This is a genomic window from Pseudomonas sp. BT76 TE3572, assembly GCF_050435365.1.
Taxonomy (GTDB): Bacteria; Pseudomonadota; Gammaproteobacteria; order Pseudomonadales; family Pseudomonadaceae; genus Aquipseudomonas; species Aquipseudomonas fluorescens_W.
The window spans coordinates 2576641-2600490 of the sequence record NZ_JBNDKE010000001.1; the positions used below are offsets into that span (position 1 = coordinate 2576641).

Genomic DNA, 23850 nt, shown 5'->3' on the forward strand with positions numbered 1-23850 from the left:
CGGTTCAGCGGGCTTCTTTTTGCGCGGTGACTTAGTGAGCAGCAGCCGCCTGCTCTTCCATCTTCTGGCGCAAGCTCAGCGGACGCATGTCAGTCCAGGTTTCTTCGATGTACGCCAGGCATTCCTTCTTCAAGCCACTCTTGCCCACGGTGCGCCAGCCTGCAGGCACGGCTTTGTAGTCGGGCCAGATCGAGTACTGCTCTTCGTGGTTGACCACGACCTGAAAGAGGATGTCCTCGCGGTCGAATACTGAAGTCATGGTGTTTCTCCATCGCTGTAGGGTGGGCTGCACTGCGTGCGCAGCCGTTATGTAGAAGGAACGTGTCAGAGGCTGAAAAATTTAGAGGCTGGCGTTGGCAGCGGCCATGGCCCGGCCGAAAATCTCGGCCACTTGATCGATTTCCGCTGCAGTAATCACCAGCGGCGGCAGGAAACGCACCACGCCGCCATGACGACCGCCCAGTTCAAGAATCAAACCGCGCTTGAGGCATTCACGCTGCACCAGCGGCGCCAGACGACCGAAGATTGGCGGATGACCCAGCGCATCCGGCTCGCCAGTCGGATCGACCAGTTCAACACCCAGCATCAAGCCGCGACCGCGAATATCACCCAGTTGAGGAAAGTCCCGTTGCAGGATGCGCAGGTGTTCGCTCAAGCGTTCGCCCATAGCGACGGCGTGCTCGCAGACCTTGTGTTCGGTCAGGTAACGCATCACCGCAGAACCTGCGGCCATGGCCATTTGATTGCCGCGGAAGGTCCCGGCATGGGCGCCCGGCAGCCAGGTGTCGAGCCAGTCGCGGTAGACCACCACGGCCAGCGGCAGACTGCCGCCGATGGCTTTAGACATGACCACCACGTCCGGAATAATCCCGGCGTGTTCGAAGGCGAACATCTTGCCGGTGCGGGCAAAACCGCTCTGGATTTCATCGACGATCAGCGCCACGCCGGCCTTCTCGGTAATCCGCCGCAGACCGCGCAACCAATCGAGATCGGCCGGGATCACCCCGCCCTCGCCCTGCACCACTTCGACGATCACCGCGGCCGGCAATTGCACGCCAGCCTCGGGATCATTCAGCAGGTTTTCCAGGTAATTCAGATTGACCTGCACGCCTTGCGCGCCGCCGAGACCAAACGGGCAACGGTAATCATAGGGATACGGCATGAACTGCACGCCGCTGCTGAGCAAGGCGCCCAAGGGTTTCTTCGGCCCCAGACTGCCCATCAGGCTCAGCGCGCCCTGGCTCATGCCGTGATAACCCCCCTGGAACGACAGCACGGTGCTGCGTTCGGTGGCGGTGCGCACCAGTTTCAGCGCAGCTTCCACCGCGTCGGTGCCGGTCGGGCCACAAAACTGAATCCTGGCTTCAGCGGCCAAAGCCGGCGGCAGCAGACCGAACAGGTCCTGGACGAATTGATCCTTGACCGGGGTGGTCAGGTCGAGGGTGTGCAGCGGCAATTCATCGGTCAGCACTTGCTGGATTGCTTCGATCACCACCGGATGGTTGTGCCCAAGGGCCAATGTCCCTGCGCCAGCCAGGCAGTCGATGAAACGGCGGCCTTCGACGTCTTCGACATAAATGCCCTTGGCACGCTTGAGGGCCAGGGGAATGCGTCGCGGATAGCTGCGGGCATTCGATTCCTGCTGGTTTTGACGGGCCAGCAGCGGCGAGTCATTGAACTGATAAAGCGTCTCGGTCGGCGCCGGAGTGATCCGGGCCGACTGATCTTCCATAAGGCTGGTAGCGACTGACATCTCTCGACCCCTCAATAAGGTTTTCCTGTTCTGGAAACGCATCAGGGCGCCGAGGATTTAGACCCTCGATCAGCTTTCTATGAAGGGGGTGTCAGCGCTTTGTGCATGGGGATGGCGTGGAGCCCCGCCACCGTGAAGGTTTCAGCGCAAGGCTGGTAACCCAGACGACGGTAAAACGCTTCGCTGGTGCGGGTGCTGTTGAGTCGGGCCTGGCGCAGACCCTGATTGGTCAACCAGCCTTCGAGGTCGCGCACCAGCGCTTGCCCGGCGCCGCGACGAAACCATTCCGGCTGCACGTAACAAAACGCGACCTTACCGCTGATCGCCGCCATCGCGACGCCGACCGGTTTGTCCTGCAACAGGGCGATGTTCAGGTACAACCGCTCGTCGGTCAGCCAAGGCTGCACGTGTTCGATGGTTTTGTTGTGGGTCCAGGTGGCGACGGTGAGTGGATCGTTGCGATGGTCGAGCGCGCAACCCACGCGAATGGAGCGCTCGACGATCCGGCTGATAATGCCGGCGTCGGCGGGGGTTGCCTTGCAGATGTGTAGGGGTGCATCCATGGCGCTGTTACCTCAATCCATTGAGAAAAAGCTGCCGGGGACGATAGCGCTGTGGGAGCAAGGTAGCTAATGGAGAGACGTTACATTTGGTGTGCCTGCAGAATCCCCCCTCACCCTAACCCTCTCCCCAAGGGGCGAGGGAATTGACCGAGGTGTTCTTAGAGCTACATCGACCTGAAAGTCCGAGTCGAACTCAGTTTTTGAAAAGCATGAAAATCGGCTCCCTTTCCCCTCTCCCCATTGGGGTGAGGGGTGGATTTTGAAGTTCACGCCGGCTGCAAAGGCATGGTCAACTCAACCCGCAACCCGTCCGGCCGACTGTCGAAATGCAGGGTGCAACCACAGCGCTGGACGATCGCCTGGACAATCGCCAGACCCAGTCCGCAGCCGGTGCTCTGGCCGTTGCGCCAGAAGCGTTGGGTCAGGTGTTGCAGATCGTCTTCAGCAATCCCCGGGCCGTGGTCGCGGACCAAAAAGCGCACACGGCTGCCAGTGGTTTCCAGGCTCAGCTCCACCGCCCCTTCGCCCGGGGTATGGCGCAGGGCGTTGTCCAGCAGGTTGCGCAACGCGGCAATCGACAGCACTGCGGGCATTTGCACCGGGGCGTGAGAGATTTTCGTCGGCATCTGAAATTTGATCCGCTGACGATCACCGCTGGCGGCGTCCTGAATCGCCAGTTTCGCCACCTGCTCGGCGCTGCATTGCACGCCGTCATCGAACGACAGACTGCCCTCGACCCGCGCCAGCAGCAGCAATTGTTCAAGGGTCCGGTGCAGGCGATCGGCGCCCTCTTCGGCCCGGGCCAGGGATTGATCCCGAGCCGCGCCGTCGGTCATGCGCGCCACTTGCAGGTGGGTCTTGATCGCCGTCAGCGGGCTGCGCAATTCATGGGCGGCGTCACCGGTCAGGCGGCGTTCCCGTTCGATGGTCTTGCCGATCCGTTGGAACAGCTGATTCTGGGTGTCCAGCAACGGTTGCAGTTCGCTGGGCAGCGGCTGGATCTGCAGCGGTTCCAGGGAGTCGGCGCTGCGGCGCATCAAGGCATCGCGCATGCGGTTGAGTGGCGCCAGCCCCTGGCCGATCCCCAGCCAGAGCAGGCACAGGCAACCGAGCAACGCCACGCCCACCGGCACCGAAGCCGCCAGCAGGATCGACATGTTCAGCGCCTCACGCTCGATCTGCCGGTCGGCCGTGGTGATGCGCACGTCGCCGCGGGCCAGGGTGAAACTGCGCCACGGTGCGCCGTCGATCATCTGGTCGTGAAAGCCCATTTTCTCGGCTTCCAGGGTTTGTTGCGGATCGGTGTGACTGCGGGCGAGGATTTCGCCGCGCAATGAACTGACCTGGCAAGCCATGCCGCCGGGGAGGTTCAGTTGTTCAGCGCTGAAATGGGTGCCCTCGCCCTTGCTCGGCAATGGCGGCAGTTGCTCCATCAGGCCGGCGACCATGCGTGCCGACGCCACCAGGCGCTGGTCGAGGGAAAACATCATCTGATTGCGCAGGTCGCTGAGCATCCAGGCCGCAGCCAAGGCCCAGATCAGGGCAAAAGCGGCGCCGAGTGTCAGGCTCAGGCGCAAACGCAGGCTCATCACTTTTTCAATTCCTCGCCACCATCGGCCGGCCCCAGGCGATAGCCCAGGCCGCGCACCGTCTCGACAATGCCATTGCCGAGTTTGCGCCGCAGGTGATGGATATGCACGTTGAGGGCGTTGCTTTCCAGCTCATCGTTAAAACCATAAACGCTGTCTTTCAGTTGCTCGGTGGACAGCACCCGACCCCGGTTATGCAGCAAGGCCTGCAACAGCGACTGCTCACGACGGGAAAGGTCCACCGGCTGGCCGCCGAGCATGGTTTCGCGGCTGCTCGGGTCGTAGGTCAGACGGCCGTGTTCGATCAGGTTGACGCTACGCCCCGCCACTCGTCGTAGCAACGTATGCAAACGCGCGGCGAGTTCACGCAGGTCGAACGGTTTGAGCAGGTAATCGTCAGCGCCGGCTTGCAAGCCGTCGACGCGGTCGGTGACTGCATCCCGGGCGGTGAGGATCAACACCGGGATTTCCAGACCGCTGTGTCGCAACTGCTGCAGCAGCTTCAAACCGTCTTCATCGGGCAGACCGAGGTCGAGCACCATCACATCGAACTCGGCGACCTTGAGCATCGCCCGGGCCGACGCTGCGGTGGCGACATGCTCTACCGTCAGGCCCTGAGCGGTGAGGCCGGCGACAATGCCGCTGGCGATCAACTCGTCGTCTTCGCAAACCAGTACGTGCATGGTGAGACCTGTTGAAAAAAGGTGATTAGGCCGGTGGCCGATTAAGCGGACATTATGCCGCAAGCGCCATTGCCACAAGGCCACTGTGGTTAATCATCGGTTAATCGCCGCCTCCCATTCTGCACCTCACTTGCACAGGGATAAGGCTTACCCATGCGTCGACTGTTTGTATTTTTTGTTCTCTTGATCTCGGGTCTGGCCCAGGCAGGGACTGATCCGTTTGCGACCAAAGCCGATTTTCTTCCCGTCGGCCAGGCGTTCATCTTTACCTCCGAACGTCTTGAATCCGGTGAAACCCAGCTCTATTGGCAGATCGCCGACGGTTATTACCTTTATCAGAAACGCCTGAAATTCGATGGTTTGCCCGCTGAGCACCATCCCGCATTGCCTGAAGGCGAAGCGCACAGCGACGAGTTCTTCGGCGAACAGCAGGTCTATCGCCAAGGCCTGGAACTGAAGATCCCGGCCGGCGCCACGGGCCAAATCAAAGTGGGCTTCCAGGGCTGTGCCGATGCCGGGTTGTGTTACCCGCCGCAAACTCAGGTCGTGGATCTGGGGGGCAAAGCCTCTATCGCTGCGGCAAACGAAGCGCCGGACCAAGCCCTGGCCAGCGGCCTGCAACAGCGGGCAATGGGCTGGAGTTTGCTGGTGTTCTTCGGTCTGGGGCTGTTGCTGGCCTTTACGCCTTGCTCGCTGCCGATGCTGCCGATTCTGGGCGGTTTAATCGTCGGCAGTGGCGCCACGCCCAAGCGCGGTTTCGCCTTGGCCACCAGCTATGTCGTGAGCATGGCGCTGGTGTATGCGGCAATGGGCGTGCTGGCCGCGCTGCTCGGGGCGAATCTGCAGGCGTTGTTGCAGAACCCTTGGTTGCTGGGCAGTTTCGCGGCGGTGTTTGTGTTGCTGGCGTTGCCGATGTTCGGCTTTTTCGAGTTGCAACTGCCGGTGGCCGTGCGTGATCGATTGGAAAACGTCTCGCGCAATCAACGCGGCGGCAGCCTGTTCGGTGCCGGTGTGTTGGGGGCCTTGTCCGGTTTACTGGTGGGTCCGTGCATGACCGCCCCGCTGGCGGGCGCCTTGCTCTACATCGCGCAAAGCGGCAACGCGCTGCATGGCGGGCTGATTCTGTTCGCCATGGGCATCGGCATCGGTGTGCCGCTGCTGGTGTTGGTCACCGTCGGCAATCGCTTCCTGCCCAAACCCGGCGCCTGGATGAACCTGCTCAAGGGCGTATTCGGCTTCCTGTTCCTCGCCACCGCGTTGCTGATGCTGCGCCCGGTGCTGGATGAATCACTGTGGATTGGTTTGTGCGGTGCATTACTGTTGATTGCCGCGTACAGCGCCTGGAAGCAGTCGGAAGGTTTCGGTCGCGTCGCCCATGTGTTCGGCGCCAGCTCACTCTTGCTGGGTGTGTGGGGCAGCCTGCTGATGATCGGTGCCGCCGGCGGCAGCGACGACCTGTTGAAGCCATTGCAGGTCTACAGCGCTTCAAACTCGAGCAGCGCCGCAAACCCGGTCGGCCACGACGCATTCACCACGATCAAGGACCCGGCAGCTCTGCAACGGGAACTCGACGCGGCACAGGCTCAGGGCCAGTGGGTGCTGCTGGACTACTACGCCGACTGGTGCGTGTCGTGCAAGGTCATGGAAAAACAGGTGTTCGGCAAAGCTCACGTACTGCAAGCCTTGAGCGATGTGCGCTTGCTACGGCTGGACGTCACCGCCGACAATGCCGCCAGCCGTGAACTGCTCGGCCGTTATAAAGTGCCGGGGCCACCGAGCCTGCTGTGGATCGGTGCCGATGGCATCGAGCGTCGCAGCCAGCGCATCACCGGTGAGGTCGATGCCGGCACCTTCCTGCAACGCTGGACCATTACCCGAGACGCCCGTTAATGCTGACCTTTACCCTCGGCACTTTTGCCATCGCGCTTAATCACCTGCTGCTGATCAGCGCCCTGGCGCTGGCGACCTTCATCGGCTGGCGGGTGGCCAAGCGCGGCGGCGAGAATCCGGAGTCGGTGTTGTTCAGCCTGTTCCTGCTCGGCATGCTGGCTGCCCGGGTCAGTTTTGTGGCTGTTTACTGGATGCATTATCGCGATGACCCCTGGCAGATCATCGACCTGCGCGACGGCGGTTTCCTCGCCTGGCCGGGTGTGATCGTGCTGCTGCTTGCCGCGTTGTATCGAGGCTGGCGTCGACCGGGCTTGCGCCGGCCGTTGGGCTTTGGCGTGGCCAGTGGCCTGGCGTTCTGGCTGCTGGCGACCTTTTCCCTGACCCTTTACGAGCAAGGCACACGCCTGCCGGAAATTACCCTGCGCAATGCCGCCGGTGAAACCGTGCAACTGGCGGACTACAAGGGCGGCCCGTTGGTGATCAATCTTTGGGCGACCTGGTGTCCGCCGTGCCGTCGGGAAATGCCAGTGCTGGAAAACGCCCAGCAACACCGCCCGGACCTGACGTTCCTGTTCGTCAACCAGGCTGAAAGCATGCAAAGCGTCAGTACTTTTCTGGAAACCCAGGGCCTGAGCCTGTCCAACGTGCTGTTCGACGGCAGTGGCCGATTGGGTCAGGCCGTCGGCTCCATGGCGTTGCCAACTACGCTGTTCTATAGCCCCGACGGTCGCCTGTTGGGCAGCCATCTGGGTGAGTTGTCGGAAGCCAGCCTGGCCCGCGCTCTGGAAAACTTCGACACCCCGAATCCTGCCGTACCGGCCACCTCTTCAAGGAAACTGCCATGCCCCGCCTCCGCCACCTGCTGACGTTGACCCTGGGCGCCGCCCTCCTGCATCTACCGTCGGTGCAGGCCGCCGAAGAATTGCCCGAAGCGATCAAGAAAATCGAAGCCAAGGGCGCGAAAATCGTCGGCCAATTCGACGCACCCGACGGCTTGCGCGGTTATGCGGCGAAGTACCAGAACCACGGCATAGCGTTGTACCTGACCCCGGATGGCAAGCACGTGCTGCTCGGCAATCTGTACGACGCCGAGGGCAAAGACCTGAGCAGCGCGCCGTTGCAAAAGCTGGTTTACGCACCGATGGCCAAGGAAGTCTGGGGCAAGATGGAAACCAGCAACTGGATCGGCGACGGCAAGAAAGATGCACCACGGATCGTGTACCTGTTCAGCGATCCGAACTGCCCTTATTGCAACGTGTTCTGGGAACAGGCGCGGCCATGGGTCAAGGCTGGCAAGGTGCAGTTGCGGCACATCATGGTTGGCATCATTCGCGAAGACAGTCCGGGAAAATCGGCTGCACTGCTGGCCGCCAAGGATCCGCAGAAAGCGCTGGAAGACCATGAGAAAGCAGGCAAGGACAGCTCGCTAAAAGCCCTGAAAAACGTGCCCCCGGCGATTCAGGCGAAACTGGCGGCCAACATGCAGTTGATGGAAGACCTGGAGCTGCAGGCCACCCCGGCGATTTTCTACATGGACGACAAGGGCGAGCTGCAACAACAGCAAGGCGCGCCGTCGCCAGACAAGTTGGTGCAAATTCTCGGGCCTAAGTGATAAAAAGGCCCGCGTTAAAACGCGGGCTTTTGCATACTCCTTGACGATCAACCACACATGGTGAAGAAATCCAGAAAGCTGTAGTCCTGAACAGTAACTTCCATGCTTGCTATGCGCCCTCGTTGAGGAGCCGAAAAATCGACCCAATGATGCAAGGGTTCACCTTGGTTAAAACCAGCAAAGCGCTGAGTACCGAGCAGGACATCACTTGAATCGAAATAGGCTATTTCACCAGGAAGATGATGGTGACTCCATGCGAAACTGATTCGGTCGTAATCGGTTTTAAACTCAACGCGCAAACACTGTGCAGGAATCTGCGTACCTACGTTCACACACATCCCAATTGCAGGTCCCTCCAAAATGCCTTTGGTGTTGGAGAAGGGCATAATCCCCGCAGTCCCCCCCCCCTTGATAAATTTAATGGTCATGGTCGCAATCTCAATAGATTGCCCCGAAGTAATCAACTGAGTCGGTTGCCCATCAAAATTTTCCCGGTGTTCATAACGTCGCCTCTGCACCGTCACCCGCGTTACTGGTGAGGGTCGTTCGATGTCGCTCCTAAGTACGCTGTAGTCAACCTCGACCGTTTTGCCCTCATTCGCACTAACCGCCAAGGCAGGAACAACGACCTTTATCAGTCCCAGATCAGAGCCCGGTCGACTCTCAAATATCGGAGTGCCGTTACCCGGAGTTCCGCTCCACCGCGGGATAATCGTATCGGTGCCTTTCATCCCGTCAAATTTGATAGTGATCGTGGCCCCCTCTGGGGTCCGATCCGGATCGAGAACACCCTCTGGTGCCTGTTCGACCGTCGGCGCCAGCAGATTGGTATCCGATATGCGCAGCAAATGAGTCGTGCGCGGCAGCTCGTGAGCGGTCTCCAAATCCGGGCTTGCATCGAAGGTCACTAAGGTCTTGAGCGTCAACGCCGATTTGTCGTCGAGCCCACTCAGCCAGGCACGAGGAATAACCAATTCCAGACCATTGCTGGCCTGCTCTGAGGTCACTTCTAGTGCCGTCACCAGCTCATGGGTCTCATGATTGGGATAACTGCGTTGCCCGATGGCGCTTATCCAAATCCGTTGCCCCAAAGCAATGAACATCCAGGGAACGAGCTGCACCCGGGCGTCCCCACTGAATCGACGCAGGTCCAGAAACTCCGTTCCCTCTATCTTAAATACATCGGGCAGCCGTGGTGCAGGCAGATCAGCTGGTGCGATGTGTTCCACCGTCAGATCAAGCTTGTGAGAAGTCATCGTGCACTCCTCCAAATTTGCTTCGTACCAAAGCGTTACAGTCTTGCCAATACAGGCCCCAATGACCCACTTCGGAACCACAAACTCGGTACCTGTACCAACACCTTGTAATTGGGCGGTGAAAACCTGTGTGCCGTCGGAGCGCTGCAAAAAAAACTGGATAACGTGATCGCTGGTAATACCCTCAAACTCAATCCTTACCCGGGCGCCATCCTGTGCTTTGCTTGGAGCCAGTGTGGAATTGTGCGAAGCCTCTACAACGATGGGGACCGGTAACTCCAAATCGCCGAGTTTCTGATTGGACATGGCAGACCTCCTGTCAGGGATAAACACTGGATAACCCAATGTGGGTGAAGCTATTAAGTCTGCTAACAGGAGGGTTTCGCTACTGTCAAAGTTGACAGTAATTAGTGCCAAAAACCGTGTATCCGACCGACGGTCTATAGACCAAAGATCAACTTCAAGCGCTGTGCTGATTCCGCTCAGACAGAAATGTCAGCAGCGCGTCGGTGACAAACTGCGGATTCTCCAGATTGGAGATATGCCCCGCTTCCGGCACCACCAGATACGGACAACCAATCAACTCGGCCATCTCCTTCGTCTCCGACGGCGGTCGCGGCTTGTCCTGATCGCCACACATCAGTAGCGTGGTGTCAGGATTCAACTCGCCCAGACGCGGCAACAGATCATCCCGTCCAAACGTAATCCGCCCCATCGGCACGATGCTCTCGCGCAGACGCTCCGGCGGCAGTGCGGCCAGTTTGGCGCGGAAATCCTGATACAGCGCTGACTGCGGATCGATGCCCGGGCGGAAGAAGATCGGCACGACGATGTCGAGCAGCTGCGGCGCGATCACGCCGGTGTCTTCGATCTGTTTGAACAGCGAGAAATAGTACTGGCGAGTCGGTTCCGGCTCGACGCCGACGTAGGTGTCCATCAGCACCAGACCGTTGATCCGCTGCGGCGCCGACAGCGCCAGACGCACGCCCCACATGCCGCCGACCGAGAGACCGACCAGCGTGACACAGTCGATGTCCAGATGATCGAGCAGCGCCAGTGCCTGGCGCGCAATGTCATCCAGCGAGTGTGTGCACTCGGGCATCCGCCCGGACTCACCGTGGCCCCAGAGGTCCAGAGCAATCACCCGGTATTGCTGCGACAGGGCGGCGATCTGCGGCGCCCACATGGCCTGGTCCCACAGATAACTGCCGGCTAGTAGAACGGCAGGGCCGGTGCCTTGATCAATGTAGTGAAGGGGTTGTCCATCAACCGTAACGAAGGGCATTGACTGTCTCCTTTGTGAATTGCGATCCACCCAAAAAAGCACAGGCAGCCTGAGCCGGTCCGAAGCGACAGTCAACGCGCAATTCCGCGCACATTTCAATGACGCCTTCGCGGGCAAGCCTCGCTCCTACAGGTCTGTGTGGTTACGAATGCACCACCGACCTGTAGGAGCGAGGCTTGCCCGCGAAGGGGCCATGACAGGCGCTAGAGAATCAAAACCCCTCCAACTCCGCCATCAAGCCATTCAAGCGATCCACCTTCTCCTCGGTGATGTCGCTCGCCGCCAGTCCGTCGATGTATTCGGCCAACTCCGCCACCGTGCTGCATTCGAACATCGCCCGCAGCGGTACATCACGTTGCAGGGCTTTCTGCACCCGCGAAGCAATCTGCGTCGCCAGCAATGAATGCCCGCCCAGCTCGAAGAAGTTGTCGCGAATACCGACCTTCTCGACCTTCAGCACCTCGGCCCAGATATCCGCCAGCGTCTGCTCCAGTTCATTGCGCGGCGCTTGGTAGTCCTGGCTCTGCAACTGGCCGATCTCCAGCGCTGGCAAAGCTTTGCGATCAAGTTTGCGGTTGGCGTTCAGCGGCATCCGATCGAGCCACAACCAATGCAGCGGCACCATGTATTCCGGCAGTTCAGCGCGCAGGCGTTGCTTGATGCGTTCCAGTCGCTCGGTTGGATTGATCAAAGCATCAGCCGCGACCAAATAGCCAACCAGGTGCTTGCCGTTCACGCCTTCCTGCACGCCGACCGCCGCTTCACGTACTTCCGGTTGCTCATGCAGGCGCGCTTCGATTTCACCCAATTCGATGCGGTAACCGCGAATCTTCACTTGATGGTCGATACGCCCGACGTATTCCAGCACGCCGTCACTGCGCCGACGGGCCAGGTCGCCGGTGCGATACAGACGATCACCCGGTTCACCAAACGGATTCGGCACAAACACCTGCGCGGTGCGCAGCGGATCGCTCACATAACCGCGCCCTACCCCGGTGCCGGCGACACACAACTCCCCCACCGCACCCAACGGCACCAGTTCCAAGGCACCATCAAGCAAGTACAAACGATTGTTGTCAGTCGGCGTACCGATCGGCAGGTAACTGCCACGAGTCGACGCCAGGTCGACGCGGAAGAACGCCACGTCGTCCGAGCATTCCGCCGGACCATAAGCATTCACCAGCCCGATCTCCGGGTAGCGAAGCAGCCATTGGTGCGCCAGCTCCGGTGGCATTGCCTCACCGGTCGGCAGCATCCAGCGCAGACCGTCGAGGCTCATGCGTTCCTGAGCGAGCATGCCCTGAATCAGCGACGGCACGCTTTCCAGCACGGTAATGCCCTGGGCCGACACATGTGCGAGCAACCCTTGCGGATCATGGGCGATGGTGTTCGGCACGATGTCCACCCGAGCGCCGAACAGCGGTGCGACGAGGAACTGCCAGACCGAAATGTCGAAACTTTGCGAGGCCGTTTGGGCGATCACATCGGCATCGCTCAAGTTCAGGTAAGGCACCTTGCTCAACTGGTTGTTGAGCATGCCGCGCTGTTCGACCATCACGCCTTTCGGCAAACCGGTGGAGCCCGAGGTGTAGATCACGTAGGCGAGGTTGTCCGGGGCGCTGTAGATGCCCGGATTGGCAACCGAAACATCGCTCGCTTGCACCTCTTCCCAGACCAGCAACTTCGGCCGATTGGCGCAACCGAACTCATCCAGCAGCGCCACCGCTTGTTCGCGGCAGGCTTGAGTGCAGACCAGCAACGGCGTGCGGCTCAGGTCGATGATCCGGCTCAGACGCTGACTCGGCAGCCCCGGGTCCAGCGGCAAATAACCCGCGCCAGCCTTGAAGCTGCCGATGATCATGCCCAACAGGTCGAGGTTACGTTCAGCCAGCAACGCCACCGGTTGGTCCGCCCTTACGCCAGCGGCGATCAAGGCATGACCGAGACGGTTACTGCGCGCATTCAGCTCAAGGTAACTGTGCTGTTGATCCAGGCAACTGGCGGCAATGCGCTGTGGATGCTCGGCAACCTGCGCTTCAAACAATGAGACGTAACTCTGTTCGAGCGGGTAATCGTGCTCACTCTGGTTGCAGCCGTGGATCAGGAAGTCCTGTTCCTCGGCGCCCAGCAACGGCAGATCGGCCATGTCGCCGTGGAAACCTTCGACCAGTGCCAGCAGCAACCGCTTGAACTCGCCGAGCATGCGCTCGACGGTCGACTCATTGAAATAACGCTGGTCGTAAGACAGGTGCAAGCCCAGGTCATCGCCCGGATAGCAGACCGCTGTCAGCGGGAAGTTGGTGTGGGTGCGGCCCGAATCCGAGGTCGCGTTGAGACTCTGCGCACGGTCCAGCACCGAGACTTCCACCGGGGCGTTTTCGAACACGAACAGGCTGTCAAACAACGGCTGGCCCTTGGGCAGTTCGCTGTTTTCCTGAATGCTCACCAGCGGCAGGTATTCGTACTCGCGCAGTTGCATGTTGCTGTCGAACAAACCGCTCAACCATTGACGAACACTGCAACGCTGATCGTCCTCGGGCATTTTCACCCGCAGCGCGATGCTGTTGATGAACAGCCCGACCGTGCGCTGCATCTCTGGCATGTCCACCGGACGCCCGGCCACCGTGACGCCGAACAACACGTCGCGATCGCCGCTCAAACGGCGCAGCACCAGCGCCCACGCCGCTTGGGCAAAGGTGTTGATGGTCAGTTGATGCGCCTGCGCCAGTTCGCGCAGTTGCGCACCGTCACGGGCATCGAGCCGTGTGTAGCAGTCGCCGACGATCATCCCGCCGCTTTCGCCGGCATGTTCACGCAGGAACGGCCGGTCGCTCGGAATCGGCGTGGTCCGCTCGAAGCCCTGCAGGTTGGTTTTCCACCACTGCCGCGCTTCGGCCAGGCTTTGACGTTGCAGCCAGCCGATGTAGTCGCGATAACGCGGCGGCACGGCCAGTTGCGCTTCCCGGCCTTCACCCAGTGCGGTGTAGATTTCGAAGAAATCGTTCATCAGCAGCGAACGGCACCAGGCATCGATGAGGATGTGGTGGTTGCTCATCATGAACCAGTAGCGCGCCGCGCCGACCTTGATCAGGCGCAGGTGGAACGGTGCCTGATTGAGCAGATCGAACCCTGCCTCGCGCTCGCTTTTGAGCAGCGCCTGCAACTTCGGCTCTTGCTCGTCTTCGGCAATTGCAGTCCAGTCCAAGTACTCGATTGGCGTGCTGCCCGGCTTGTGGATAACTTGCAGCATGTCTTCGCCGACGTTCCAGCAGAACGACGCGCGCAGAGCTTCGTGACGGGCGATCACCGTTTGCCAGGCCTGGGCGAAACGCTGCGGATCGAGCTCGCTGTTGATGCGGTAGCGATCCTGCATGTAGTAGAGGCCGGTGCCCGGTTCCAGCAAGGTGTGCAGCAGCATGCCTTCCTGCATCGGCGTCAGCGGGTAGACGTCTTCGATGGCGGCGGCCGGGATGGGCAGCGCGTCGAGTTGCGGCTGGGTCAGTTTCGCTAACGGGAAGTCTGACGGCGTCAGGCCGCCCGCATCGTTGCACAGGCAATGCTCGATCAGGCTCTGCAATTCGCCGAGGTAAGCGTTTGCCAATTCAGTGATGGTCTGCGGGTCGTGGCGTTCGGCGCTGAAGGTCCAACGCAGCACCAGTTCACCGCCATAGACCTGACTGTCGACGCTCAGCTCATTGGGCAGCGGCGCGCGAGGATCATGGGCCGCACCGACCGCTTCATCGAGAGGACGGAACAAGGCGTCCGCGCCGAAGCTCTGGTCGAACTGACCGAGGTAGTTGAAGGTGATCGGCGCCACCGGCAACGCAGCCATGGTCTGCCGGCTCGAGTCATCGGCGAGATAACGCAACACGCCATACCCCAGACCTTTGTGCGGCACCGCGCGCAGTTGCTCCTTGATCGCCTTGATCGAGGCGCCCTGCTCGTCCGCTGGCATCAGCCGCAGCGGATACGCGCTGGTGAACCAGCCGACGGTGCGGGTCAGGTCGATTTCGTCGAACAGGGTTTCGCGGCCGTGGCCTTCCAGTTGAATCAGCGCCGATGCGTGACCGCTCCAACGGCACAGCACGCGGGCCAAAGCGGTCAGTAGCAAATCGTTGACCTGAGTGCGATAGGCGCTCGGTGCCTGTTGCAGCAGTTGGCGAGTGCGCTCGATATCGAGACGCACGCTGACAGTTTGCGCATGACGATTCTGCCGACCACCCTCAGGGCGATCACACGGCAATTCGGCGCGTTCACCGGCCAGTTGCGACTGCCACCAACTTAATTCTTCACGCAGAGATTCGCTGCCGGCATACGCCGCCAAGCGTGCGGCCCAGTCCTTGAAGGCACTGGTTTTCGCCGGCAGTTTTGCCGACTGCCCTGCATCCAGTTGGCGATACACCGTTTGCAAATCGTCCAGCAACACCCGCCACGAAACCCCATCCACGACCAAGTGGTGAATGGCGATCAACAGCCGTTGTCGCCCCTCGGGACCGTCGACCAGCAGCGCGCGCATCAGCGGCCCACCCTCAAGGTCGAGGCTGCGCTGGGCATCGGCGAACAGTGCCGCGCATTGGTCCATGGACGAAACGCGCACTTGCCACAGCACCGGCGCGTCGGAAATCGCCTGGTGCTCGGCCTGCCATTGCCCTGCAATTTCAGAGAAGCGCAAACGCAAGGCGTCGTGCTGTTCGATCACTGCCAGCAGCGCTTGCTCCAGGCGATGAGGTTCCAATGCCACGGTCGGTTCCAGCAACAACGCCTGGTTCCAGTGTTGGCGCTGAGGGATGTCGGTGTCGAAGAACCAGTGCTGGATTGGCGTCAGACGCGATTCGCCGGTCAGCAAACCTTGTTCGGCGGTGACCTGCTCGGTACGGGTCGCCACGGCGGCCAGGGTCTGCACGGTCTGGTGCTGGAACAGATCGCGCGGGCTGAAGTGAATGCCCTGTTGCCGCGCACGGCTGACCACCTGGATCGACAGAATCGAATCGCCGCCCAGTTCGAAGAAGTTGTCGTTGAGGCCGACCTGCAGGACGTTCAGCACTTCGCACCAGATGGCGGCCAGCGTCAGTTCAAGCTCGTTGCTCGGCGCCACGTACTGCTGACGGTTCAACTCCGGGTCCGGGGCCGGCAATGCGCGGCGGTCGAGTTTGCCGTTGGCGGTCAGCGGCATGCTGGCCAGCAGGATCAAATGCGTTGGCACCATGTAATCCGGCAGCTGGGACTTGAGGTGCGCCTTGAGCTCCTCACGCAGTGCAGCTTGTTGCGCTTCGTCTTGCTCGGCGACTTCAGTCACCAGATAGCCGACCAGTTGCTTGCCGCTCAGGGCATCCAGCGCCAGTACCACGGCTTCACGCACGGAGTCGTGTTCCAGCAGACGGGTTTCGATTTCGCCCAGTTCAATGCGGAAACCACGAATCTTCACTTGATGGTCGATACGTCCGAGGTATTCCACCAGACCATCGGCGCGCTGGCGCACCAGATCGCCGGTGCGGTACAGACGCCCACCGTTGGCCGCAAAAGGATCGGCGACAAACCGCTCGGCCGTCATACCCGGACGCTGGTGATAACCCTGCGCCAGACCGGCGCCGCCGACATACAACTCGCCTGTCGCGCCTTGCGGCACCAGCGCCAGATCAGCGTCGAGGATGTAGGCCACGCGCGCGCCAATCACACTGCCGATCGGCACGCTGCCCAGCCCTTCTTCCAGTTGCTCGGGCGCCAGACTGGCCAGCGGCATGACCACGGTTTCGGTCGGGCCGTAGGCGTTGAAAAACTGGCTCGGCTTGAATGCCGCGCGAATGCGCGTCAGGTGCTCGCCGGTCAGCGCTTCACCGCCGGTGATGCACATGCGCACCGGCAGGATTTCACCCTGGGTCGCCAGCCACTGCGCCAATTGGCTGCCGTAGCTCGGGGTGAAGCCGAGGATGTTGATGTGGTGACGGCGAATCAGACCGCAGATTTCTTCCGCGTCCCACTGACCCTGTGCTCGCAACACAACCTGAGCACCACTCAACAGCGGCACCAGCAAACGCTCGGTGGCCGCATCGAAGTTGATCGAATAGAAGTGCAGTTCGCAATCGTCCGGGCGCATGCCGAAGCGCTCGATTACCGCTTGGCAGTGCATGGCGATTTCGCCGTGGGACACCACCACACCTTTCGGTTTGCCGGTGGAGCCCGAGGTGTAAATCAGGTAAGCCTGATGCTGCGGCAGGCTGATAAACGGCAGCTCGGTGCCCGGGTAATGGGCCAGTTCTGCTGCGTCCTCCTCCAGGCACCAACGAGCGACGGTTGCCGGCAGTTCACCGAGCGCGACGAACATCGCCGCATCGCTGAGCAGCAATCCGATGCCACTGTCTTCGATCATGTAGTGCAAACGATCTAGCGGGTACTCCGGGTCCAGCGGCACGTAGGCGCCGCCGGCCTTGAGGATCGCCAACAAACCAACGACCATTTCCAGCGAACGCTCAAGCGCCAGACCCACCCGAACCTGCGGCCCGACGCCACGCTCGCGGAGCATCCAGGCCAGGCGATTGGCGCGACTGTCTAGCTCGGCGTAGCTCAAGGTTTGCCCGGCGAAGGTGAGTGCTGGCGCGTCTTTACGCGCCAGGGCCTGCTCGCTGAACAGGTGATGAATGCACTGGTCGAGGCGATGTTCGCCCGGCTCGACGCCGAGGCTGTCGAGCAGATGTTGCTGTTCGGTGGCTTCCAGCAGCGGCAATTCACTAAGGCGCTGTTGCGGATCGGCCAGCAGCGCTTCCAGCAGGTTGCGCCAATGCCCGGCCATCCGCGCAATGCGTGGTTCATCGAACAGATCGGTGCTGTAGGTCAGGCAGCAACCCAGGCGATGGTCGAGGTCGGTGACCTCCAGGTTGAGGTCGAACTTGGTTGCGCGGGCATCGTTGGCCAGGTATTCGACGGTCATGCCGGCGAGTGTGCGGCTCTGCTGGAATTCCCAGCGCTGCACGTTGCACATCACTTGGAACAACGGGTTGTAAGCCGCGCTGCGCGGTGGCTGCAAAGCCTCCACCAAGTGATCGAACGGCAGGTCCTGATGAGACTGGCCTTCGATCACGGTGTGGCGAACCTGCTCGAACAATTCGTCGACAGACATCTGCCCGTCGAGCTGACAACGCAGCACTTGGGTGTTGAGGAACGCACCGATCAGCCCTTCGCTTTCCGGACGAATCCGGTTCGCCACCGGTGCACCGATGCGCAGGTCGGTCTGGCCGCTGTAGCGGTAAAGCAGCACCGCCAGCGCGGCGGTCATGGTCATGAACAGGGTCAGGCCGTTTTGTGCATTGAAGGCACGAACGCGCGCGGCAAGCTCATCGCTCAGGTCAAAACGGAACAGTTCGCCCTGATGGCTTTGTACCGGTGGACGCGGACGGTCGGCGGGCAATTCCAGCAGCGGATGTTCGCGGCCCAGTTGCGCGGTCCAGTAATCGAGTTGGCGCTGACGTTCGCCGGACTCCAGCCACTGGCGCTGCCAGACGCTGTAATCCAGGTAGTGCACCGGCAGCGGCTCCAGCGGCGATTCGCGGTCATCGACGAAGGCCTCGTAGAGCGCGCTCAGTTCCCGGGCGAAGATGTCCATCGCCCAGCCTTCGGTGACGATGTGGTGCAGGGTCAGTACCAGGTAATGCTCCTGCTCGGCGGTCTTGACCATACAGGCGCGCAGCAGGGGGCCGGTTTCCAGATCGAAGGGTTGATGCGCCTCGTCGTCGGCCAGTTGCTGGACGTGTTGTTCGCGGCGATCAACGTCGAGCGCGGAGAAGTTCTTCCAGTCCATGCGCATGCCGGTGTCCGGGTGAACCCGTTGCCGGGCCACGCCATCGATGCTCGGGAACGTGGTGCGCAGGGTTTCATGACGCATGATCAGGGCTTGCAGCGCAGCTTCGAAGCGCCCGACATCGAGCACCCCGCGCAGCCGCGCCATGCCGCCAACGTTGTAGGCCGGGCTGTCCGGCTCCATCTGCCAGAGGAACCACATGCGCTGCTGGGAATAGGACAACGGCACCGGTTGGCTGCGGTCGACTTTCTCGATCGGCGGCTGCTGGTTGGTTTTGCCGCTGGCCTGGATCCGTTGAACCTGTTCGGCAAACGCGCCCAGCTCACTGTTTTCGAACAGCGCGCGCAGCGGCAATTCGACGTCGCAGGCCTGACGGGTGCGGGAAATGATTTGCGTGGCCAGCAAGGAATGGCCGCCGAGGGCGAAGAAGTCGTCATGCAGACCGATGTGCGCGAGGCCTAATACTTCACGCCAGATGCCGGCGATTTGTTGTTCCAGCGCGGTAACCGGTTCAACGTACTCGCGCACTTGCCACTGAGGCTCCGGTAAGGCGCGGCGGTCGAGTTTGCCACTGGGGCTCAGGGGCATTTCATCCAGACGCATGAGCTGCGCCGGGACCATATATTCCGGCAACTCAGCCGCCAGCGCGGTTTTCAGACGGGCAGTTTGAACATCAACATCTTCTGTGGAATCGGTTGCGGTGTAGTAACCGATCAACTGCCCACCGGCCGCCGTTTCGCGCACCAGCACCACGGCTTGAGTGACGCCGTCCTGAGCCAGCAATCGTGCTTCGATTTCTTCCGGTTCAACGCGGAAGCCACGCAGTTTGACCTGCTGATCGAGACGGCCGAGGTATTCGATCACACCGTCGGCAGTCCAGCGCGCGCGGTCGCCGGTACGGTACAAACGCGCGCCCTGCTCGCCCAGCGGATCGACGACGAAGCGTTCTGCGGTCAGGCCCGGACGGCCCAAATAGCCACGGGCCAGGCCGATACCGCTGATGCACAGTTCACCCGGCACACCGGCAGGAACGGGATTGAGTGCCTCATCGAGCACGCGGCACAGCACATTGCCCAGCGGACGACCAATCGGCGAGCGTTCGCCATCGGCGGTTGTGCAGTGCCAATGCGTGACGTTGATCGCGGTTTCGGTCGGGCCGTAGCGGTTGTGCAATTGCACGGCCGGCAGGTGTTCCAGCACGCGGTTGCGCAGTTCGGCAGGCAAGGCTTCGCCGCCGGAAAATACGCGGCGCAGGCTGGTGCATTCGGCGGTCAGCGGTTCGTCGATGAACAATGAAAGCAGCGGCGGTACGAAGTGCAGCGTGGTCACGCCGAACTGTTGAACCAATTGCGCAATACGATGTGGATCGCGGTGTTCACCGGGGCCGGCGATCAGCAAGCGTGCACCGGTAATCAGCGGCCAGAAGCACTCCCACACCGACACGTCAAAACTGATCGGCGCCTTTTGCATCAGCACGTCGGTGTCGTTCAAACGATAGGTGTTCTGCATCCATTGCAGGCGTTCGGCGAGGGCTGCATGGGTATTGCCGACACCCTTCGGCTGGCCAGTGGAACCGGAGGTGTAAATCACGTACGCCAGGTTGTCGCCGTGCAAGTGCAGGCCCGGTGCATGGCTCGGCCAGCTCTCCAGATGCAAGGCGTCCATGGCGATCACGCTGACGCCATCGGTGGCCGGCAAGCGCTCGAGCAATTGGGTCTGGGTCAGCAGCAATTCGACGCCACTGTCGCTGAGCATGTAGGCCAGGCGTTCAGCCGGGTAGTCCGGGTCCAGCGGCACGTAGGCGCCACCGGCCTTGATGATCGCCAGCAGACCGATCAGCAACTGCGGCGAACGCTCGGCGGCAATGGCCACGCAGACATCCGGGCCGACGCCTTTGTCGCGCAGGTAATGGCCCAGGCGGTTGGCTTGGGTGTGCAGTTCGGCGAAGTCCAAGCTGCCACCGTCCCACATAAGAGCGGTGTGCTCCGGGGTCAGGCGAGCCTGTTCGTTGAGCAATTCCGGCAGCCAAACGCTGGCCGGTGCACACGGTGCGGCGCTCCACGATGCTTGCTGATCGTGCTCACTCGGGGTCAGCAGTGGAAGGTCGCCGATGGCGGTTTTTGGTTGTTCGCAAATGGCTCGCAGCAGGTTGCTGAAATGTGCGGCCAAGCGCTCGATAGTCGCCACGTCGAACAGTTCGCTGGCGTAGTCGAAGGACAGGCTGAGGCGACCCTTTGGGTCTTCCTCGCTGTGCAGTTGCAGGTCGAACTTGGCTTCGCGGCTGTGCCACGGCAGCTCTTCGGCGAGCAATCCAGGCAGGCGACGCAATGCGCTCAAGTCCCGTTGCTGGTGGTTGAACATGACCTGGAACACACCTTGTTCGCGGGCTTGCGGGAAGGCTTCGAGCAATTGTTCGAACGGCAGGTCCTGATGCGCTTGTGCGTCCAATGCGGCCTGACGGGTTTGCGCCAGCAATTCCACGAAAGGCCGCTGCGAATCCAGTTCGGCGCGCAGCACCTGGGTGTTGATGAAGAAGCCGATCAGCCCTTGGGTTTCCAGGCGCGGACGGTTGGCGTTCGGCACACCGATGCGGATGTCCCGTTGACCGCTGTAGCGGTGCAGCAGGCTCTGGAACGCGGCAAGCAACAGCATGAACGAAGTGGATTCATGGGCCTGGGCGGTCTGGCGAATCGCATCGCTCAGGGTCGCGCCCAACCGTACGGTGTGGCGCGCGGCGCGCTGAAGGTGTTGCGCCGAACGCGGATGATCAGTGGCCAGGCTCAGGGTCGGATGATCAACGCCCAATTGCGCTTTCCAGTAAGCCAGCTGACGCTCGCCCTCCCCTTGCGCCAGCCATTGACGCTGCCAGCTGCCGTAATCGGCGTACTGGGTCGGCAATACCGGAAGCGTTGCCTTTTGTCCTTGGGACGCGGCGGCATACAGGCGCGAGAACTCGTCGATCAGCACGTTCAGCGACCAACCGTCGGCGATGATGTGATGCAGCGTCACCAACAGTTGATGGTCCTCATCATCGAGGCGCACCAAGGTCACCCACAGCAGCGGACCTTTCTGCAGATCGAATTGAGTACGGGCTTCGTCTTCTCGGATTTGCTGCGCACGGACTTCACGCTCGGCAACCGGCAGGTCGCTGATGTCGATGAGTTGCAGGTTGAATTCGCTCGCTGCATCGACCTGTTGCAGCGCCACACCGTCACGTTCGAAGAACCGCGTGCGCAGGGATTCATGACGCTCGATCAGCTGTTGAAAACTGGCGCGCAAGGCGTCTTCATCCAGTTCGCCGCGCAGGCGCAAGGCGCCGGGAATGTTGTAGGCGCTGCTCTGCGGGTCGAGTTGCCAGGTGATCCACAGACGGTTTTGCGCGAGCGATTGCGGTATGGCTTCCGTGCGCGACAACGAGGTGATCGCGCCTTGGGCGAGTCCGCCGTCCTGCTGTTGCTGAGCGACTGCGGCGGCAAACGCGCCAAGGGTCGGCGCTTCAAACAGCAGGCGCAGGTTCAGCTCCAGACCGAGTGCCTCGCGCAGACGTGCGACCACCTGAGTAGCAGCAATAGAGTTGCCGCCCAGCAGGAAGAAGTGATCGTCGGCGCTGATCGGTTTGACCTGCAGTTGCTCGCACCAGATCTGGCCGATCAGGGTTTGCAGTTCGGAACCTGATTCAATCGCGGATTTGCTTTCGATGCCTGCCGACGGGAACAGCGCATAGCTGTCGAGGCTGCCGTCTGCCAGGCGATTGCGGCATGCCGAGCGTTGCAATTTGCCGCTGGAGGTCTTGGGCAACGCACCCGGATTGAGCAGCACCACCACGCTTGGCGCTTCCTGATACGCCTCGGCCACGGCTTGGCGGATGGCGTTGATCAGGGCGTCGGGCGGGAGGGTTTTCTGCACGCTGCGGCTGATTTCCGCCGCAATGCCGATGCATTCCTGACCCTCGATGTTCACGGCAAAAGCGGCAACACGACCTTTGCGCACCACCTCCACTTCGCGCTCGATGGTTTGCTCGATGTCCTGTGGATAAAGGTTGTGGCCACGGACGATCAACATGTCTTTCAGGCGACCGGTGATGAACAGTTCACCATTGCGCATAAAGCCCAGGTCACCGGTGCGCAGCCAGGTACGGCCAGCGTGCTGAACGAAAGTTTTGGCGCTGGCCTCCGGGTTGCGCCAGTAGCCGTGGGCGATACTTGGCCCTGCGGCCCAGACTTCGCCGACCGCGTTGTCAGCCAATTCGTTGAGGGCTGTTGGATCGACAATCAGCACCGCGTGCTCCGGCTGACTGATGCCGCAACTCATGATCGCGCTGCCGTCGCCCGGTTCGGCACGGTTTTGTGCCAGGGCTTGATCGTCCACACGCAGGTTGCCAATGCCCTGACCGCGAGGGCTGCCGGCCACGAACAGCGTCGCCTCGGCCAACCCGTAGGACGCCATGAAACTGTCTTGGGTGAAACCGCAGGCCGCGAACTGCTCGGCGAAGCGCTCCAGCGTATCGAGGCGAATCGGTTCGGAACCGGAATACGCCACGCGCCAGCCACTCAGGTCGAGGCGTTCCAGGGCCGATTCACTGACCCGCTCGCTGCACAACCGATAGGCAAAGTCCGGCCCGCCGCTGATGGTGCCGCCGTACTCGCTGATCGCTTCCAGCCAGCGCAACGGCCGGCCGAGGAAATACGCCGGCGACATCAACACGCAGGGCACGCCGCTGAAAATCGGCTGCAACAGACCGCCGATCAGGCCCATGTCGTGGTACAGCGGCAACCAGCTGACGATCACGTCGTCAGGATTCAGATCAATGCCGAAGCCGTGGCGGATCAGCAGTTCATTGGCCACCAGGTTGCCGTGGCTGACTTGCACCCCTTTCGGCAACGCGGTGGAACCGGAGGTGTATTGCAGGAACGCGATGTGGTCGCCTGCAAGTTCCGGCGCCACCCAATGTTCGGCCAATGCACTGTCGAGCGTATCGACACACAGCAACGGCGGCGCGCCCTCTATGTGCTGCAACGCATCGCGCAGACTGGCGCTGGTCAGCAGCAGACGCGGTTCGGCATCGTTGATGATCGACAGCAGACGCTCCTGATGATGACGACGCGCCGACTCCGGCGGATAGGCCGGCACCGCGATCACACCGGCATACAGGCAGCCGAAGAACGCCGCGACGTAATCCGGTCCGCTGGGAAATAGCAGCACTGCGCGATCGCCAAACGCAGCCTCGGCCTGCAACGCGCCAGCAATGGTCCGCGCCCGCTGATCCAGTTCGCGATAACTGAGCACCACAGCCTGATCCTGGGTTTCGGCGAGAAAACGCAAGGCCACCCGGTCCGGCGTCAGGGCCGCTCGGCGCTGAAGGGCTTGGACCAGTGTGCTGGGGAGTTCGAACGCGTCGGTCATGAGGTTTCCTGCCTGAATTCGGCT

The 23850-nt window shown here is 61.3% G+C and carries 11 protein-coding genes; 3 read left to right on the top strand and 8 right to left on the bottom strand.

Annotation, left to right across the window (positions count from 1 at the left end; all coding sequences use genetic code 11):
- Positions 1–31: 31 nt before the first annotated feature.
- The 5 genes from ABH912_RS11820 to ABH912_RS11840 all read right to left on the bottom strand — a co-directional run bounded on the left by ABH912_RS11820 (position 32) and on the right by ABH912_RS11840 (position 4588).
- The gene (locus ABH912_RS11820; RefSeq protein WP_033059194.1) at positions 32–259 is read right to left on the bottom strand and encodes an MbtH family protein; all 228 of its coding nucleotides are present in this window, start codon (positions 257–259) and stop codon (positions 32–34) included.
- An 81-nt stretch (positions 260–340) separates the two neighbouring features.
- On the bottom strand, positions 341–1753 hold the full coding sequence (locus tag ABH912_RS11825) for an aspartate aminotransferase family protein (protein WP_033059193.1): 1413 nt from the start codon (positions 1751–1753) through the stop codon (positions 341–343).
- Between the two features lie 77 nt (positions 1754–1830).
- Positions 1831–2316, bottom strand: a complete 486-nt coding sequence (locus ABH912_RS11830; protein ID WP_033059192.1) for a GNAT family N-acetyltransferase — start codon at positions 2314–2316, stop codon at positions 1831–1833.
- 266 nt (positions 2317–2582) lie between these two features.
- Positions 2583–3908 carry an ATP-binding protein gene (locus ABH912_RS11835; RefSeq protein WP_033059190.1) on the bottom strand — a complete coding sequence of 442 codons (1326 nt, stop codon included), beginning with the start codon at positions 3906–3908 and terminating at the stop codon, positions 2583–2585.
- Positions 3905–4588 (bottom strand): response regulator, encoded by a 684-nt coding sequence (locus ABH912_RS11840; protein WP_033059189.1) that lies wholly within the window; start codon positions 4586–4588, stop codon positions 3905–3907. Before ABH912_RS11840 ends, ABH912_RS11835 begins: the two co-directional genes overlap by 4 nt.
- A 153-nt stretch (positions 4589–4741) precedes the next feature.
- Between ABH912_RS11840 and dsbD the strand changes: the two genes are divergently transcribed.
- The 3 genes from dsbD to dsbG are packed head-to-tail and all read left to right on the top strand — an operon-like array spanning position 4742 to position 8090.
- Positions 4742–6478, top strand: coding sequence for a protein-disulfide reductase DsbD (gene dsbD / locus ABH912_RS11845; protein ID WP_429510752.1), 1737 nt, complete (start codon positions 4742–4744; stop codon positions 6476–6478).
- Positions 6478–7344 carry a prolipoprotein diacylglyceryl transferase family protein gene (locus tag ABH912_RS11850; protein WP_429510753.1) on the top strand — a complete coding sequence of 289 codons (867 nt, stop codon included), beginning with the start codon at positions 6478–6480 and terminating at the stop codon, positions 7342–7344. The genes dsbD and ABH912_RS11850 overlap by 1 nt, the downstream gene beginning before the upstream one ends.
- On the top strand, positions 7320–8090 hold the full coding sequence (gene dsbG / locus ABH912_RS11855; RefSeq protein WP_429510754.1) for a thiol:disulfide interchange protein DsbG: 771 nt from the start codon (positions 7320–7322) through the stop codon (positions 8088–8090). The genes ABH912_RS11850 and dsbG overlap by 25 nt, the downstream gene beginning before the upstream one ends.
- A 47-nt stretch (positions 8091–8137) precedes the next feature.
- Here the strand turns inward: dsbG and ABH912_RS11860 are convergent, their stop codons facing one another.
- The 3 genes from ABH912_RS11860 to ABH912_RS11870 all read right to left on the bottom strand — a co-directional run bounded on the left by ABH912_RS11860 (position 8138) and on the right by ABH912_RS11870 (position 23826).
- Positions 8138–9652, bottom strand: coding sequence for a hypothetical protein (locus ABH912_RS11860; protein ID WP_429510755.1), 1515 nt, complete (start codon positions 9650–9652; stop codon positions 8138–8140).
- A 154-nt stretch (positions 9653–9806) separates the two neighbouring features.
- Positions 9807–10631, bottom strand: a complete 825-nt coding sequence (locus ABH912_RS11865; RefSeq protein WP_429510756.1) for an alpha/beta fold hydrolase — start codon at positions 10629–10631, stop codon at positions 9807–9809.
- A 211-nt stretch (positions 10632–10842) separates the two neighbouring features.
- Positions 10843–23826, bottom strand: coding sequence for a non-ribosomal peptide synthetase (locus tag ABH912_RS11870; RefSeq protein ID WP_429510757.1), 12984 nt, complete (start codon positions 23824–23826; stop codon positions 10843–10845).
- Positions 23827–23850: the final 24 nt, after the last annotated feature.

Excerpts from the sequence above, each read along its gene's own strand:
- ABH912_RS11820 (WP_033059194.1), bottom strand. The coding sequence starts at position 259 with ATGACTTCAGTATTCGACCGCGAGGACATCCTCTTTCAGGTCGTGGTC.
- ABH912_RS11825 (WP_033059193.1), bottom strand. The coding sequence starts at position 1,753 with ATGTCAGTCGCTACCAGCCTTATGGAAGATCAGTCGGCCCGGATCACT.
- ABH912_RS11830 (WP_033059192.1), bottom strand. The coding sequence starts at position 2,316 with ATGGATGCACCCCTACACATCTGCAAGGCAACCCCCGCCGACGCCGGC.
- ABH912_RS11840 (WP_033059189.1), bottom strand. The coding sequence starts at position 4,588 with ATGCACGTACTGGTTTGCGAAGACGACGAGTTGATCGCCAGCGGCATT.
- dsbD (WP_429510752.1), top strand. The coding sequence starts at position 4,742 with ATGCGTCGACTGTTTGTATTTTTTGTTCTCTTGATCTCGGGTCTGGCC.
- ABH912_RS11850 (WP_429510753.1), top strand. The coding sequence starts at position 6,478 with ATGCTGACCTTTACCCTCGGCACTTTTGCCATCGCGCTTAATCACCTG.
- dsbG (WP_429510754.1), top strand. The coding sequence starts at position 7,320 with ATGCCCCGCCTCCGCCACCTGCTGACGTTGACCCTGGGCGCCGCCCTC.
- ABH912_RS11860 (WP_429510755.1), bottom strand. The coding sequence starts at position 9,652 with ATGTCCAATCAGAAACTCGGCGATTTGGAGTTACCGGTCCCCATCGTT.
- ABH912_RS11865 (WP_429510756.1), bottom strand. The coding sequence starts at position 10,631 with ATGCCCTTCGTTACGGTTGATGGACAACCCCTTCACTACATTGATCAA.
- ABH912_RS11870 (WP_429510757.1), bottom strand. The coding sequence starts at position 23,826 with ATGACCGACGCGTTCGAACTCCCCAGCACACTGGTCCAAGCCCTTCAG.